This is a genomic window from Daejeonella oryzae DSM 19973, from assembly GCF_000422945.1.
Taxonomy (GTDB): domain Bacteria; phylum Bacteroidota; class Bacteroidia; order Sphingobacteriales; family Sphingobacteriaceae; genus Daejeonella; species Daejeonella oryzae.
On record NZ_AUHA01000007.1, the window covers coordinates 65,193 to 82,312 of the forward strand.

Here is a 17,120-nt window from a genome sequence, read left to right on the forward strand (position 1 = left end):
TTGGCCAATTCGTTATTTTTCCCTTCACTGCCCAAATTAAGTTGAGGTGCTTTTAGAGTTAGTTTTTATTCGTATTTACTCAGCTCTAAGATTTTGTCTGAACTAAGGTTTGACCAGGTGTTTGATTTTAATTTTTTGTTATTTGTCAATGCTTTTAGAACAATGTCGTAACCTAACGAATAGCCACCCCAAACAGGGTATTTTTCTGAACCGAACATTATCTCCATTTGATAACCTATGTCTTCACTTTGCAATTTCGGCTTAATTTTATTCCATAAATCCTTATTTTGATTATCACTCAATGCTATCGTCCAAGGAGCCACTACATTTGGGTAAAGTAAGTGGGCAAAATAGTCGCCTCTTCCTTCAAATACCAAGTAGTCAAGTAATGTCCATTTTTCTGATTTCCCGAAGTTCACATTTGTCCAATAGGCGTGATTAAATTCGTGAGCAACAGCATATTCAAGCATATTTTCCCAGCCCAATATATCGGGTTCAATTGTCAAAATGATTTGTTTCGATCCAGCAGTCAAACCCATTATTCCCGTCATTGATTTTATAATACTTTTATTCTCAGGACTCACAGGTATTATGTAAATGGTCAAGCTGTCATTATCAATATTTTGTCTGCTCTTTTTTAATGCTCCAATTATTTTAGATTTTATAACTTCTTGGTTTAAGTTAATTCTGTCGATTGATTTTGCTAGTTCAGAAGTGTTTTTTATTGGCGTAGCAAAAAAGTCCTTAACAATGAAAGCATATTCACTTTTTTGAAAGTGCTTTTCGAATATTGTGGTTTGTATGTGTTCTTTATAAATACTATCTGAATTCTTATTATCCGTTTTTACTTTGTTTATGAAAGTTGTATAGACGTCAGTTAAAAAAACTATTTTATCTGTGTTCGTTTGTCCAAAGGCCGTTGTCAATTTTATAGTTAACATAGCTATTAGCAAAGCGATTTTAATAGTTATTTTCATAATTTTTTATTTTATGTATGACCTTAAAGTACTTAAAATGTTACAGTGTCGATGTTAAAAAATTAGCGCTAACCAGAAGAGATTCCTGATGTGCCTGCAATAGAAAAATTGAAACAAAAATGTTGAATTTAAAACTGTAATCTCCACTATTGCCAATACAAGGTTAGTGGATCGGGCATTATCTTTAGTGCCATTTCCTTTCGTCATTAATTGTCGTGTCAAAATCAACGCGTTTTTTAAGCAACACAATGGCAAGTATAGCATGCCATAATTGATGCCCGTATTGCGAGGCTCGTTCCATAATTCCAAGGCCAGGTGTCGGACTGTTTTCATAAACCAATAAAGCCTTTGGAACTGCGAATACAACCATTATTATCAGCAATAAAATGGTCACTATGGAATAATAACGAAACCAGTTTTTAAAATAAATAGCGCCCAATATAAGACTAACCAGGACGAAAGGGTTTATTGCCAGAATTCCATGCATCGTGTCGGTAAATGTTGGTGGAATTCCACGCATGTGCATGGGGAAGAAGTTCCATAAGAGCAGGCTGTTTATCGCATTTCCAACTATCATTATAGCTAATTCCTTAAGCATACGCTTACCACCGGATAGTAACCAAATGCCTGAAGCGAAAGCCAGAAAAAATAAGCTGGAAATGGTAAAAAGTATTACCACTAATTGACTGGTTGGGGCGCCTATTGCAAACAATTCACTCACCGTTTGCTCGTTAAAGCTGTAGCCCTTGTAAAGATTACCGGCAATAATGTCCGTAAGGGGATAAAGTAAAGCACCTGCAATTCCACAAATCAATAAAAAAATTACGGTTTTCTGATGAGCATTTACTGTATTCATTTGAAAATACTTTTAGCAAAAACTCCATTGATGGGTAGTAAAGTAACAACAAACGCATGTTTCCGGTTTGGGCTTCTCTGTCAGAACATCATTTTTTCTTATTAATGTTCTTTTTGTAATTCTTTACCATTTTCCCGAATGCCTTTTCTTTTTTTCGTCTTTCAACCAACGAAGATTCAAAATGAGATTTCTCTCTTTCCAGTTTTAGGTAATTTTCGTAAGAACCACGGTCTATTTCTTCCTTTACAACGGCTTCAATTATAGCACAACCTTCCTCATTGGTATGCGTACAATCTTTGAACTTACAATGCTGAGCAAGCCTGGTAATCTTATCAAATGTAATTTCTAATCCGCTTGTTGAATCGGCAATACCTACGTCTCTCATTCCCGGATTATCGATTAATATTCCGCCATTATCAAGGATAATTAATTCCCTGTGACTGGTTACGTGTTTCCCTTTATTGGTACTCTGGCTAATTGTATCTGTTCGCATTACAGCTTTGCGGGAAAGATTATTTAACAGCGTGGATTTACCAACACCTGAAGACCCCAGCATACAATAAGTTTTGCCTTTTTCAATGATCGCTTTTAGTTGGTCGTACCCTTCTTGCGATTCGTTACTTATGGCAATAATTGGAACATTATTAATTCTGGCTTTTATTTTCTCCAATATTTCAACTGTCAGAGGTTCATCAATTAAATCGATCTTAGTGAGCACTATAATGGGGCTAACCTTTGATGAATTGCAAATTGTCAGATATCTTTCCAATCTATTAATATTAAAATCCCTATCAGCGGCCTGCACCAATAACGCATAATCAATATTTGTTGCTATTATTTGTATCTCTCCGAATTTACCAACGGCCTTTCTGGAAATAACAGAAAATCTCGGTAATATGCTGTGAATAATTGAAAAAGTTGAATCATGAATTGTTATTGCAACCCAATCGCCCACGGCTGGAAAATCTTCACGACTTTTTGATGAAAATCGTAAATCTCCTGTTATCTCGGCTTCAAATTCTCCTTTTTCAGTCTTTACAATATATCTTTCTTTATGTTCCGATATAACTCTTCCAATTTCAAACCCTTTAAGGTTATTCTCATTCCTTAAATTTTCTAGTTTATCATTATATCCTAAATCTTCTAATGTCATTTCAATATAGAATTGATTAGTTTATTGGATACTCACGGTCATCTTTTAGCCTGACCGCTAACGTTTTGGCGCTTGGCGAAGCTGGCCTTTTTCACCACAAATGTTGATGAGGAGAACCAAACTTTAATTAACCACAAGTGTGTCTGGGAGCACTGAACCGCCACTTTTGCCAAACCCGTGTTAGAACCTGTTGTTTTCTCTTTCATTCTGTTTTATTGTCAAGGTCCGCAACAGCCCAATTCAAATCCTTGTCTGTTGTTAAATACTTGAAGTGTTATACAGTAGTCGGTCATTCCTGAGTCGCCTTCGTCTAAAATAATTTGTGCGTTTCTGTCGTAATACTTGTAAACGCTGTCTTTTATGCCTTCTTCGTAGCCACTATAATCGTTTGAAAGTCGTCCACGCATAACCACATTTTCATTTTCCTCTTCTGTATAAAAACTTTTGAACTGATATGGATTATAGTTTATTACTGCAAAACAAGATATGTTATCAAGTCGTTTTTTGTCTTGTACTTTTGGAATTAGTGCAAAATCCTTTTTGTTTATGGTTAGATTGTAAGAAGCTCGTATTGGATGCCACCGTCATTTTCGCACCAAAACTTGGAAATGCAGTTTGATATATTACTCAGCGTTATTAGTTGTCCTCTCTCGTCAAAAAGAATTATTGTCTGTAGAGGCAGGTTAATATTGCTGTCTTTGGTGTAATTTGATGTGTCACGATTTGATAAGCTGTCGGAAAGATTTGAATTAGGAAATCTTATTGTCAATGAATACGAGTCGCCAATAGCAGTGTCTAAGTAAGCAACTCCAATACTATTTTCTGGAAATAAGTTATCAGTTGTGATTTTATGTTTTGATGTGTCAGCAGTCTTCTCCACTTTCTTGCTGTCACACGCAATAAAACTAATTGAAATTGTCAGTAGTAATATGATTAACTGTGTCGTCATACAATAATTGCCAACGTACGATTATTGCCGATGTTGTGGGATTTGAAAAATGTCAGCAGAGTACAAGTACTTAAAGTAAACTTGAAAAACAAATGAACAGGTACTTCCGTCAGCCCACAATATTGGCAATAATATGTTGGCAGTAGTTTTTATTTTGCGTCCAGTTTCAATATCCTTAAATAGCTGCTAAATTCAGTGTCTTTCAAGTTTTCCACCACTACTTTTTATTAACTTCAAAAACCATTACCATACAGCCTACTTCCATCGTAATACTTCCAATTCTTTCTCCGACGGTTTGTCTGAACCTGATCCAACCTAAAACTTCGTCCAATTTTTTTAAAGTATATATCTTTCGTCAAAGTCTTCAACTGTGCCTAAACCATTAATTTAAAAATGCTAAATTGCTATTGTCAAATTCTGAGTAGCCTTATTAAAGTTTCTAATTAGCCTCTTTTGAAGAATCTTTCTGAAATTTTAAAAAAACTGACTTAACTTCTTTGTCCTTTCCACAGTGTACAATCACCGAGGTTTTAACTTGTATTTTATATCGTTTTGTCCTTATTGTTATTAAATTTTTTCTTTGAGAGCAAAAGAAATATCATGATAACAACAAAGGGGATAATATTTTTGAAATATATCTTTCCAGTCAAAAAGTAACCAGATATTGTCAGAATAATTGGCAACACAACAGATAAAATCAAAAGTCCGTAATATAAACTAGAGGTAAATTTTAACTGTTTGTCCGTTTTGTTCGAGTGTTCTACTTTTTGCATATTTTTATTTTTTTTGAAAATATTTTTTGAAACAGCCCATTTGAAAATATGATTTTATCGTTTGTGAGGTCTCTGTAAAATTACAGCCAACTAGTAGATATACGCTGTCTATTGCATATATATATACTATAAGTGGAGCCAACATACAGATTATTTCAAATGTTTAAACTATCCAGCGGACTTTTTATTTGGCTGATGTGTTTTGTGCTCACATAGGTATAAATTTCTGTAATCTTGGTATTGCTGTGCCCAAGCAGTTGCTGAATTTAACGGATGTCTGTTCCGGCTTCCAGTAAATGGGTGGCAAAGGAATGCCTTAACCAGTGCAGTGTCGCTTTTTGCTTGTAACCTGCCTTATTGCAGGCTGGTTTTGTTATGACATGGGATATATGTATCTGGATGAGGATAAAGTAAGAATAGTAGGGCATCAGAAATACATGAAGGGCTAATGAAATCTTTTTTACTCAGTTTTCTAAGGTATGCTATACAATTGCGAAATTATTAAGCCGTATTAATTCGCAATTGCTAATCCGGAGGGTAAAAGAGTGATATATAAAACAATGAAATAGAATATTTGTGGCTGTTTGCGATGTTCTGAATTAAACATATATAAATGCATTATATGAAGTTTTTGGCTGTCTGGTTTTACTAAGTACCGGCTCATTTGTTTTTTAGCGCTATGCCGGCAGTTGAATGATAAACTCCGAGTATTCTCCTTCTTTTGTATCAACTGCAATGTCTCCGCCGTGGCCTTTGGTAATTATGTCATAGCTCAGCGACAATCCCAGGCCTGTGCCTTCGCCGGCAGGTTTGGTAGTAAAGAAAGGCTGAAAGATCTTATTCAGCGACTTTTGAGGAATGCCTGTTCCATTATCTCTAACGTGGATTTCCACATGACCGTTCACTCTTTTGGTATTCATAATCACTTCCGGATCAAACGATTGACCCAGTTTTTTCTTTTTCTGGCTGACGGCATAAAACGCATTGTTATAAAGGTTAAGAAAAACTCTTCCAATTTCCTGAGGCACCACCTTAACTGTTCCGACATCATTACTTAAATGGGTTCTTATTGCTGCACTAAAATTTTTGTCTCTTGCCCGCAGACCATGATAGGCCAGCCACATATATTCGTCAGCCAACTTGTTAATGTCTGTAGGTTGTTTTTCTCCCGTAGCTCCCTGACTGTGTTCCAGCATACTTTTTATAATAGCCGCCGCCCTTTGTCCATGTTTGACAATTTTTTCTCCGTTATCTTCAATATCCTGTGCAATAGTTCTGGCTTCTTCATACTTGCCATTAACCAGTTCTTCTTTCATTTCTGATACCAGCTCTTGATTAAGACTTGCGAAATTATTGACAAAGTTCAATGGATTTTGTATTTCGTGAGCAATGCCGGAAGTGAGTTCGCCCAATGAGGCCATTTTTTCGCGTTGTATCAGTTGGGTTTGGGTATTTTTCAACTCGTTAAGGGCTCGCTCAGTTTCACTCTTTTGCTTTTGAAGCTCGGCGTTGGCTTTTTGCTGTTGGCGGTTGTTGCGAAGTATAAAGAAGGAAAGCAACAGAAATGCAATTGCCCCGATGAGGTAAATGTTTCGCTGAGACCGCTGGACCGTTAATTCTTTATCTTTTAACAAAAGCGCCTGTTCCTTTTGCTTCGAGATTAATGTTTGTTTCTCAAGCTTCGACTTCTGCAAAACTTTTTCCTGCTCTGCCAGTGTCAGCCTTTTTTCTTTTTGCTCGTTACTGAGCTGCAATTCTGCCCTTGCCTTTAAAAAGGTAAGCATCTGCACATCTTTTTCCCGCTCAGTTAGTTCAAGCGCTGCCTGTTTAAGCTTCAGATCCTGCTGCTGTTTTTTTGTAAGAAGAGTTTGTTTATCGAGTTGTTCGGCTAGGAGTGCCTGTTCTAGCCTTAAGGAATCCTCTTTCTTCGAAAATGCATACTGCATCCGCTGTTCAAGTAGCTGTTTTGCCGATTCTGCATTTACCATACTGTCACGATAGTTTATAAATTGCTGATAATTCATAAATGCCGAAGCGTAATTACCTGTGGCTGTATCAATTTGTGAAAGCAGCTTATACGATTTGCTTATTATTTCTTTGTATCCAACCTGCTTGGCAATAAGTAATGCCTTATCCAATGACTTTTTGCTTTCATCCATGTTTTTCATGTCGAAATAAACACTTCCGCTTTCAAGGTATGATATGGCTACAGACTCTTTTGAACCTATTGCTTCAAATCGTTTCCTTGCTTCCTCAAAGCTTTTCAAAGCCTCATTTGGTTTGCCCATTAAGCTATAAATAGTTCCTAAATTTCCCCGGGCATTAGCTATCCCTTTGGTATCATTTGTAATTTCAGAAAGCCTCAGCGCTTCTTCAAATGCATTTAAAGATTCATTAATCTTTCCCAATTCCCGGTATGCATTTCCCAGGTTATTCCAGGCACCTGCAAGTACAATTTTATTATCCTGTTCTTCAGCAGCTTTTTTTGCCAGGAGATAACTATTTAATGACTCTTTCCAGTTTTTCTGATTTTCATACATTAAGCCAAGGCCGGTATGAACATTATATATTCCCACTTTATTGCCAGTTTTTTCGAAAAGACGCAGGGCCGAATAATTATCTTTTACAGATTGCTGAACATTCCCTTTTTGATTATTGAGACGGGCGCTCACTACATAGCAATTGGCAAGACCTGTTTCATTTCCTGATTCTGTGTAATATTTTATAGCCAGATCCTTGTAGAGGGCAGCCTGAGTGTATTCACTTTTCCGAATCAGTACAACTGCGGTAATATAGGCGATTTTACCCGTCAGATTTTTATTGCCGGTTTGCTGAACTGCCTGTAATCCCTTTTTAAAATAACCAAGTGCTTCATCATAGTTAGTTCGCTGTAGCAGCAAACCCAGTGCATAATAAGTTTCAGCCAACTGCTCGTGCCGTTTCATTTGCTCATAGAGTTTCTGGGCGGACATGTAGTTTGATAACGCATCATTTGCTTTAGCTATGCCTGCATAAGCCTGCGCTACAGAGAAATAAGCGTCGGCTTCGCCCTGTGTGAAATTTATTTTTTGGGAAAGGGTAAGGGCAGAAGAAGACAGTAGGAGGGCGCTGTCAGGTTTGCCGCTTTTAAGCATTTCAGAAGCTAAGGTATTAAGAATCTTAATCTTGGTAGTATCTTGCTTAGCTGTATAGAGTGCCTGTCGCAGGGAATCGGCTCTGGACTGCTCTTTCTTTTGTGCGAGCAGGGCCGCCGGCAAAAATAATAGCGTGAGGATGATCAGCGTTCTTTTCATGTGCCAATAATGATCCGGAATGATACAATTAATTTAAGAAATTGTATTTAAAATCAGAGCAAAACGGAGAACAGATTTTTTCACCGCGAGTTTAACTGGGGAGAAGTTCTAGGTCTAATCGAGCGTTTATATTAAGTTTTGGAAGCTTTTATTCGAATCTGTATTGGTTCGATCTTTAGCCAAAAATTGAGTTTTGATTGATTAAAACAAAAAATTCAATGAAACGGGCGGTTTTATGTACGAGATTAACAGCCAGTTAGATGCAAAAAAATAACCAAATCAGTCTTCTATACAATCAATATACTTTCTCTTGATTCTCCTGTAAATGCAATATCTTCAATGGATATGAAACTGTCCTTTAAAACCTCAGTCCCTAAACTAATTTAACCCCTGTTCGCAATTAATATTTTATAGGATTAAAAGCGCTTTGCCCTTAAAATATTACTACATCCTCAATTGATGAAAACCAGGGGATTCTTTTGATTTTGATTAGAATAAGGTTATTGCTTTCTATTAAGATTATCAGTAAATTCATTAGAGTTTAATTCGGCTTTCGATACGTATCAAAATCCAATGATCACGCGATTTCTACTCCATCTTTCGTATCTCGTGTAATTTCCCAATATTATACCTCTTTCAGTCTTTGTACTATTTCCATTCATAAAATCGAGCTTATGAAAAAGATATTACTTCTGATGTACTTAGCTGCGGGTTTTTTTGCAGTAAAGGCGCAAACGCTTTACACAACCACCACTTCTGGCGGTAATTTTGGTGGTGGTACGCTCAATAAATTTGTTACCCAGACCAATTCGTTAAGCGTCCTTAAATCATTTGACTATGATCCAAAAGAGTTATCAATAATTGACCATCTTGTTTTAGCACCCGATGGAAAATTCTATGGTACTGGATACGGTCGCCGGGAAGATATGGGAATTATTTTTTCTTTCGACCCTGTTTCGAAGGCCATTGTAAACCTCCATAATTTTGACGCGTTAAATGGAAGTAATCCCGCCGGGGGCATGGTGTTAGCGGGTGACGGGAAAATGTATGGCGTAACGAGAAGCGGCGGGGCAGGTAACAATGGAGTTATTTATTCATTTGATCCTGCAACTTCCGTTTATTCAAAGCTGAAAGATTTTCAGGGTGCCGACGGCAGTTATGTAAATGGACGGGGATCGCTGATCGAAGCTTCAGATGGGAAGCTATACGGAGTGACATCAAGAGGTGGGAAAGACAACTTCGGGGTACTATTTTCCTATGATCCCCGTTCCGGTGCATATTCCAGTTTCTTAGAGTTTAACGGCACAAATGGTAAATATCCGGATGGAGGGCTGGTTGAAACTCCCGATGGCCAATTATATGGGATGATACGAAGCGACCAAATCACCCAAGACGGATTAGCCATTTTTGTCTTTAACATTACTACGAGGCATCTTTCTTTTGTGAAAATATTTGAAGATTACTTTGGAAGTACGGGCAGTGGAAGTATGTTATTGGCTAAGGACGGAAAGTTGTACGGATTGAAGATTATTGATGAGGTTGGTTTTGGAGGTACATTATTTTCATTAGACCCGGCCTCTGGGGCTTTCAATACATTGAAAGGATTTCATTACCGGGATTACGTGCATAATGGATTAACACTCGCCAGCAACGGGAAAATTTATGGTACAACGCTCGGACTTGGGGAAGTACAATATGACAACGGGACAATATTTTCCTATGACCCCTCTTCCTCGGAATACAAGGTGGAGTTAGATTTTAATGATGTGATTGGTAGAAACCCCTCTGGAGGGCTTGCCGAAGGACCGGGCGGAAAATTATATGGAATAAGTGAAGATGGATATAATAGACATTTTTTTTCATTCAATATATCCTCCGGCATTTATTCTAACGAAACTGCAATTGGTACAAATGCGTCCGGCAGTAGTCCGACAGGACCTTTGACATTAGGGGCCGATAAAAAATTGTATGGAATGACCACTTATGGAGGGAGGAAGGGCTATGGAACTATTTTTTCATACGATCTTGCCACTTCAACATTTAAAAAGCTCAAGGATTTCGACTATGCTGACGGCACTCACCCGCAAGGCGGCCTACTGCTGAGTGGTACGGATGTTTTATATGGATCGACACACACCGGAGGAAGTGGCCGTGGAGTGATATTTTCGTTCAATCTCGCTACATCAACTTATAAAAAGCTGAAAGAGTTTACTTATCGGGATGGCTCAGGTTGGGAAGGCTCAGGTTCCTACGGTAGTCTCATTCGTGCTGCTGACGGAAAACTCTATTGGCTATCGCCCGGGTTTTCTGCGGGGATTTTCTCCTATGATCCTAAAGACTCAACGTTCAGAAATTTGCACACTTTCGTAAATTCCGAGGGAACCAGCCCTTTTGGTAGTCTGCTAGAGGCAAGCGATGGAATACTTTATGGCCTGACATCCCAAAGCACTATTTTTTCCTTCGATCCTAAATCCTCTGCTTTCAGCCTTATTTATAATCGCGTCTGTTGCGAGCCGAAGGGAAGCTTAATTATGGGAGCCGACGGGAAAATGTATGGCATGACAAGTATAAGACAGAACTATGATCTGGGTGTGATCTTTTCAGTCACGCCATCAGTGGAAAAATCTTATCGGGTAGTATATAATTTAAATTCAACCGATGGTTCTTATCCGTATGGAAACCTGATGCAGTCAAAGAACGGGAAACTGTATGGACTCACAAGCGGTGGAGGGAGCTGCGGATTTGGAGTTATCTTTTCTTATGATCCTTCATCCCGCCGTTATACCAAACTCAAAGACTTTAACGGCAAAAATGGGGCTGTACCGTTGTATGGGTCGGGATTCCTGGAAGTAAGCGATGCCCCGGTAAATACTCCGCCAATTCTCTCCGGCATCGGTAATAAAACAGTCAACGAGTTGCAGAGGTTGAAGTTTGTTGCAACAGCCAGTGATAAAGATGATCCGGCTGATTCACTCAGTTTCCGGCTGGCAAACGCAGCAAACCGTACTTATCCTGAAGGAGCAACCATCAACGCTAAGACCGGGCTTTTTTCATGGACGCCAACAGAAGCACAGGGCCCTGGAACTTACCGGGTAAAAGTTATCGTTTCTGATGGCAGTTCCACGGATGAAGAAGAGATTGAGATTGGAGTGCTGGAAACAGCGGCCCACCCCGTCCTGGCTACTATAGGGGCGAAGAGTGTAAACGAAGGTACGACTCTAAATTTTACAGCAATTGCCACAGATTCTGATCTGCCTGCTACACCTCTAAGATACTCTCTGGTTAAGGTAAAAGGAACGAATTTCCCGGAGGGAGCAACCATAAATCCGGAAAGTGGTGCATTTATCTGGACTCCTGATGAGTTTCAGGGACCGGGAGAATATTGTCTGATAGTGATGGTCTCGGATGGTGAATGCACGGATGAAGAGAGAATTCTGATCACCGTGAACGAAGTCAATTCACCTCCATCGTTTACAAAAGGACCGGATGTCACCATATTCGAGGAGTCACGGCGCCAGGTAATAAACGCCTGGGCAAAGGATATTTCTCCCGGGGCCGGGGATGAAAAAGATCAGACAGTGCATTTTTTAGTTAGCAATAACAATAGTCAACTGTTCTCAGAGCAGCCGGCCGTATCTCCGGATGGAACCCTGACTTTTGCTGCCGCATTAAACATTTGCGGAATTGCCAAAGTAACTGTTATATTAAATGATAGCGGAGGTTCCGCCTTAGGGGGGGCCGACCAGAGTCTGCCGCAAACTTTTTTGATTACGGTTAATTCAGCTAGCATTAACTTGTTTGCTTACCCCAATCCATTCGGGAAAAATACAACGGTTGGCTTTACATTGCCGGCACCGGAAGATAGAGTTGTTTTGGATTTAAATGACTTGAAGGGAGCACTTATTCAGCGCATCTATGTAGGAAAAGGCGAAGCTAATCAAACTCAAAAATTTGCATTTGACGGCTCGGGCTTCTCTCCGGGAATATATTTTTTACGGCTTGTGACTTCAGGTACCGTAAAAAATTTCAAAATCATTATGATTGAATAGATTTATTGCTGCCATGTTTTTTTGCCCAATGGCTTCAACTTCTCACAAGCTGTTAGATATGTTTGTGAGTTCGATTGTTTCCCACGAAAACGAGAGTTTTAGATTGCGCCCTGGCGTATGTAAAATATCAATGCTAGGTTCAAGTGATCCTTATAGGTATCGTCCAAAAAAGGGGCTATGTTTCCATAAACCCCTTTGCTTTGATAAGTACTCCCAATTAATGTAATATCGAACCGATTTTTGACTGATTTGAAGAAAATTGCCGCTTTATTGATTTAAAAACCAACTTCTATATTATCAAACCGATCGCATATATACAAAGTGAAAGAAAGGGAAATAATAAATCACGCTTTCAATTTTTTGTTCACACTATCTAAATAAACGTGTTGAGTTTGAAATTCACTATTCAGCATTTCCCGCAGGGATGAGTAGGTTGAACGGGCGTGTTAGATTTTTTTTCTTGTTGATAATTATCAGCATCCGGCACTCCCCGCCACAGCATAAAATACATTACCGGAAACATATATTCTAAATACATTTTCAGGTTCACTATTCCATGTTCTTACAAATTGAAACTCTTTTTTATCAACTTTATCAACATTGGGAAGAACACTTTTCCAAGTTTTACCCATGTCGGATGACCGGAATATGCCATCCGGATGACCAACCATTAAATATTTGCCTATTTGTTTGATCGATGAAATGGACATAGAAGGCCGAAGTCCTTGGTCAATGGCTTGCCAGGTTTTTCCACTATCCAATGAAATGCGTAGCCTTCTGGATTTGGTTCCTGTGTTATAGGTTATCGCAGCAAATCCACCTTCGATACGTTCAATAGCTATTCCCACGCCTCCCTCGCTGATTACCCATTGCCAGTGCTCACCATTATCTGTCGAACGCATGATACCGTTTCCACCTGTCGCAATGAGAACTCCTTCTGTCTCCACCAAATTCATAACCAAGCCTCTTTGTACTTGTTTCCAGTTTTTTCCTTTGTTGGTAGATTTGTAAAGACCGTGGTCGTAACCAAGGAATACCGTTCCATCAGATGTTTCAAAGATAGTTCGCATCGAATGTTTTTTGAAATTTGTATGTATCGGCAGCCAGGTTTTTGCAGCGGGTGTCTTTTGATAAATTTGTCCTTCAAAGTTGTAGGCAATGACGCCGGAGAGATTGATTGCAATAGAAGTGGAGGGCCTGGAGGACGCACTTTTTAGATCAGGAACATTCTCATTTTCCCAAACAGGAGTTTTAAGATTACTCTTACTGTGATACATTACATTTTTTGCATTCAAATAGAGATCTGATTCTCCTGCATAAAAATTTACACCCTGTTCAATTGCAGGCAGTCCTTCGCTAATGTCTTGCCATGTTTGTCCGCCATCAGTAGATTTAAGAATGATGTTTACTTTGGCAACAGGGACTTTTGCGGATGGATTTATCAACGACTTATCATGAAGCGTCACACCTGTAAATGATTTAGAAGTTTCGGTCATTTTCTCCTCCGCTTCCTTTTCTTTTAGTCCAAAAGAATTTAGTAGAAATAATACCAGGAGGATGGCAGGAACAAACACAAATGATCTTTTCATTTTTTAAATTTAAAGTAAAACATATTGATTAGTAAAGTAGCCGAAAGTAGCAGGTCAGGCAATACACATTATTTAGGAATCTCATAACCTTTAAAGTCCTTAAACGTCTTTCAACATCCTCTATTGGGTATGGCAAAAATCACGTTGCCTGATACAGATAACTGGAAGCCCCTATTTTCTACGGAAGGAAGTAACTGTTTCCACGTTTTGCCCATATCAGATGACCGGAATATACCATCTGGGCGACCACATATTAAATATTTGCCCACTTGTTTGATTGATGTAATATACATTGAAGGCTGAAGTAAGCCTATTTGCTTAATGAATGAATTATTAGAAGAAAGCTGAAGTCCTTTATCTACGGCATCCCAGGTTTTTCCATTATCCAATGAAATGTGTATTCTGTTGGATTGGGTTTTTGTATTGTAGGCTATAACAGCAAATCCTCCGGCGATATGTTCTACAGCAATGCCAACACTTCCTTCACTAATCACACGGTCCCAGTTTTCACCATCATTAGTCGATCTTAATATTCCTTGTGAGCTGGCAGCCAAGAGTACACCATTGGACTCTACCAGTTTCATTACCCAGCCTCCAACAGGCACATATTTCCAGGTTTTTCCACTGTTGGTGGATTTATAAAGGGCGTTGTTGGAGCCGATAAAAACGGTGCCTCCGGCAGTTTCAAAAACGCTGGATACTTGCTTTTCGTGAAACTTCGTGTACATCCAATCCACCGTTCCGTTAAGGCGTATGGCCTGCTCTTGAAAATTTGTGTACATGGGCAACCATTGACCTGTTCCGTTTATTTTTTGTAAAAATTGGCCCCTGAAATTATATGCAAATATTCCCTTCCTGCCAGGTACAATGCTAAGCTGTTTACCAGGGAAAATCTCTTTTGTCCAAAAAGGAGTTGTGGAATTTAGTTCACTGTGATATATCCCATTTCCCGCACGTAAATAGAGCCCACTGTCATTTGCAAAGAATCCATCGCTCTGCACACCTTCTCTCAGCAATTTTTCAGGCAGCCCTTTGCTAATGTCCTGCCATGTTTGTCCGCCATCAATAGATTTAAAAATGGTGGGGACAAGCCTTGATGATTTACCCTCTTTTATTGGTTTCTTTTTAGCTTCGTTTCCTTTTAATACAAAAAAAGAATTTAGTAGAAATAATACCAGAAGGATGGCCGGAACAAACACAAATGATCTTTTCATTTTTTTAAATTTAAATGAACAATTGCTGACAAAATTTTGAAACAGAAAAGAGAAGTAGTAAAAACGTTTCCTTTATTTTTCATCTGTCTATTTTTTGCTTTTTAATGGTGATGAAGCGATCATGATTTTAATATTCATACCGTGCGGGTTTCGGCAAAATCTTGATGGTTTCATATCCTGTTAAAATTGATTCAGCGAATCTACTTTGATATTTTTCGGTTTGAGAGATCTGGATTGTAAATAAAAATGTAAACTTTGTAAATAAAATCTTGACATCATGCATGTTAGCCAAAATCTCATCTCCGGGAAACGTAATTACTTATTCGCATTAGTACTACTGATGCTTATCTCTGTAATCTGCGTGGCTTTCAGTATGACGGGCAATGACGAATTTGATATCGCCAGAAGAGAAGTTTTGCTCCGAAGGATCGGACATGAACTGCTGTTACAGTCTGGCGACAGTATATCAAGAGTACTCCCGGTAAAAAAGGTCGCAGAAAATGAATACCAGATCAGGTTTGAGAATGATCTTACTTTTCAACCAGACTCTCTGGTAAATACTACTCAGCGTTTGTTAGCCAAAGATCCGCTCACACATGATTATGTTGTTAATGTTTTAAATTGTAGCAACTCCACCATAGCCTATGGGTATGCTATATCAAAAAATAGAAAAGATGATATTGTAGCCTGTATAGGAAGGAAGCAACCTACAGCATGTTACATAATTGACGTTAAATTTAAACCATCGGGCATAAATGCAACCAGAAACGGATATATTTTTAGTGGCCTTTCATTTTTAGCATTTGTTGGTTTAATTTTTTTGAGATCTGTTAAGCCGCGAAGAGCTTTGCCTGTCGGTCAGAAAACTAGTATGTTCACTTTGGGCTCGGTATTGTTTGATGCGAAGAATCGGAAGCTCATAGTAAATGGAAAAACAGTAGACCTGACCGGAACTGAAACCCGTGTATTGCTCATTTTCGCGTTGTCTCCAAACGAGATTATAGAGAGAAGTAGGCTGCAAAAAGAGATATGGGAAGATGATGGGATTATTGTGGGGCGTAGTTTGGATATGTTTATATCAAAACTTAGAAAAAAACTGGAATTTGATGCGAATATCAAAATTGTTGTTATACGCGGCAAAGGATATAAGCTTGAAATTAACTCTTAAGAATAATCTTCCCGCTCCTAACTGATCTTATTTAAATTCAATTTGGCATTTGTAAAACTCTATCGTGAACTACTAATGTTGTATCAATGAAAGAATTATTCTTTCCAGCTCGAACCAAAAACGACGTTTTTCAAGCGATAAGCCACGTTGAAAATTCTCTAAAAACTAAAATCGCCTCTATGATTAATAACAGCGGTTATGTGTTCCCGATTAATGTAATATCGAACCAATTTTTGACTGTCTTAAAGAAAATTGCATCTTTTTATTTGATCAACTTTACTTATAATTAATATTGAAAATAACGAAATAGAATTTTTGTAAATATTGTTGTGTGATCAAAAGTTAGAATTTTTAAAATCTTGTCTAAAGACTCGCATGGCTAGTTGGTTCATCGATTACTTAAATTTGAAAAAAGGGCTAAATTAGCCCTTCATCAGCAAATGAAAAATATCCCGTAGAGGTAATGATCACATGATCCAGAACACTGATATCTAAAAAATTTCCTCCTTCTTTAATTTTTCTGGTGATTCTAAGATCTGCATCACTAGGTTTTAATTGTCCTGAAGGATGATTGTGTGATATTATAATACCGCTTGCGCAGGTTTTTAGAGCAATCCCAAAAATTAATTTGGGATCTGCAGTTGTGCCAGATATACCGCCGGAGGATACTTCAAAAATTCCAAGTACTTTATTAGCCCTGTTTAACAGGAGGATCTTAAACTGTTCAAGGAGTTCTATTTTATTCATATCCCAACTTTGAATAAGGATTTCATAAACATTTTTAGAACTGGTGATAGCCGGTCTTTCGGAAGCTTTGAATTTCGGTTTGTAAACCACATTGATTTCTGATACCTGGAACAGGGAGATCTGATTTTGTTGCTTTTCCATAATTAGCTGATTAAATGAATGAATTAATTATGGCGCTCAATCAGGTTTTGGGCAATCAAGTCTAAAAAGCAACGGAATAAATGGGTCAGAGAAAGGGCAGGAGCGTTTATGCCGGAATTTTTTGGACGCTGTTGCAGCCCAAAGCCTAAATTGTGGTATGATTAATATTTGAATAAATTTTTTTTGATCGAATAAATGATTCATTGAAGAG

Annotated in this window: 11 protein-coding genes; 2 read left to right on the top strand and 9 right to left on the bottom strand. The window is 38.3% G+C overall.

Annotated elements, in window-relative coordinates:
- Nucleotides 1-65: 65 nt before the first annotated feature.
- From G521_RS0112410 to G521_RS18060, 6 genes are all read right to left on the bottom strand, one after another.
- Nucleotides 66-977 (bottom strand): DUF2268 domain-containing putative Zn-dependent protease, encoded by a 912-nt coding sequence (locus tag G521_RS0112410; protein WP_026898824.1) that lies wholly within the window; start codon nucleotides 975-977, stop codon nucleotides 66-68.
- Between the two features lie 184 nt (nucleotides 978-1,161).
- On the bottom strand, nucleotides 1,162-1,833 hold the full coding sequence (locus G521_RS0112415) for a DUF998 domain-containing protein (protein ID WP_026898825.1): 672 nt from the start codon (nucleotides 1,831-1,833) through the stop codon (nucleotides 1,162-1,164).
- Between the two features lie 88 nt (nucleotides 1,834-1,921).
- Nucleotides 1,922-2,986: a ribosome small subunit-dependent GTPase A gene (rsgA, locus tag G521_RS0112420; RefSeq protein ID WP_026898826.1), complete on the bottom strand. Its 1,065-nt coding sequence runs from the start codon at nucleotides 2,984-2,986 to the stop codon at nucleotides 1,922-1,924.
- Between the two features lie 218 nt (nucleotides 2,987-3,204).
- Nucleotides 3,205-3,393, bottom strand: coding sequence for a hypothetical protein (locus G521_RS18155; protein ID WP_155975791.1), 189 nt, complete (start codon nucleotides 3,391-3,393; stop codon nucleotides 3,205-3,207).
- Nucleotides 3,394-4,974: 1,581 nt separating this feature from the next.
- Nucleotides 4,975-5,136: a tyrosine-type recombinase/integrase gene (locus tag G521_RS18160; RefSeq protein ID WP_155975792.1), complete on the bottom strand. Its 162-nt coding sequence runs from the start codon at nucleotides 5,134-5,136 to the stop codon at nucleotides 4,975-4,977.
- Nucleotides 5,137-5,385: 249 nt separating this feature from the next.
- The gene (locus G521_RS18060) at nucleotides 5,386-8,001 is read right to left on the bottom strand and encodes a tetratricopeptide repeat-containing sensor histidine kinase (protein WP_081675078.1); all 2,616 of its coding nucleotides are present in this window, start codon (nucleotides 7,999-8,001) and stop codon (nucleotides 5,386-5,388) included.
- Nucleotides 8,002-8,675: 674 nt separating this feature from the next.
- On the opposite strand from G521_RS18060, the gene G521_RS0112445 reads away from it, so the two are divergent.
- Complete coding sequence (locus G521_RS0112445) at nucleotides 8,676-12,050, top strand: choice-of-anchor tandem repeat GloVer-containing protein (protein ID WP_026898830.1); 3,375 nt, start codon at nucleotides 8,676-8,678, stop codon at nucleotides 12,048-12,050.
- Nucleotides 12,051-12,523: 473 nt separating this feature from the next.
- On the opposite strand, the gene G521_RS17180 is transcribed toward G521_RS0112445, so the two are convergent.
- Together G521_RS17180 and G521_RS0112455 are read right to left on the bottom strand one after the other, a co-directional pair.
- Nucleotides 12,524-13,639: a WD40/YVTN/BNR-like repeat-containing protein gene (locus G521_RS17180; protein ID WP_051189735.1), complete on the bottom strand. Its 1,116-nt coding sequence runs from the start codon at nucleotides 13,637-13,639 to the stop codon at nucleotides 12,524-12,526.
- Between the two features lie 110 nt (nucleotides 13,640-13,749).
- Nucleotides 13,750-14,853 (bottom strand): WD40/YVTN/BNR-like repeat-containing protein, encoded by a 1,104-nt coding sequence (locus tag G521_RS0112455; RefSeq protein ID WP_036679260.1) that lies wholly within the window; start codon nucleotides 14,851-14,853, stop codon nucleotides 13,750-13,752.
- Nucleotides 14,854-15,130: 277 nt separating this feature from the next.
- On the opposite strand from G521_RS0112455, the gene G521_RS0112470 reads away from it, so the two are divergent.
- The gene (locus G521_RS0112470; RefSeq protein ID WP_026898832.1) at nucleotides 15,131-16,021 is read left to right on the top strand and encodes a winged helix-turn-helix domain-containing protein; all 891 of its coding nucleotides are present in this window, start codon (nucleotides 15,131-15,133) and stop codon (nucleotides 16,019-16,021) included.
- Between the two features lie 417 nt (nucleotides 16,022-16,438).
- On the opposite strand, the gene G521_RS0112480 is transcribed toward G521_RS0112470, so the two are convergent.
- Entirely contained in the window at nucleotides 16,439-16,909 is a 471-nt protein-coding gene (locus G521_RS0112480) for a JAB domain-containing protein (protein WP_026898834.1), read from the bottom strand.
- Between the last annotated feature and the right edge of the window lie 211 nt (nucleotides 16,910-17,120).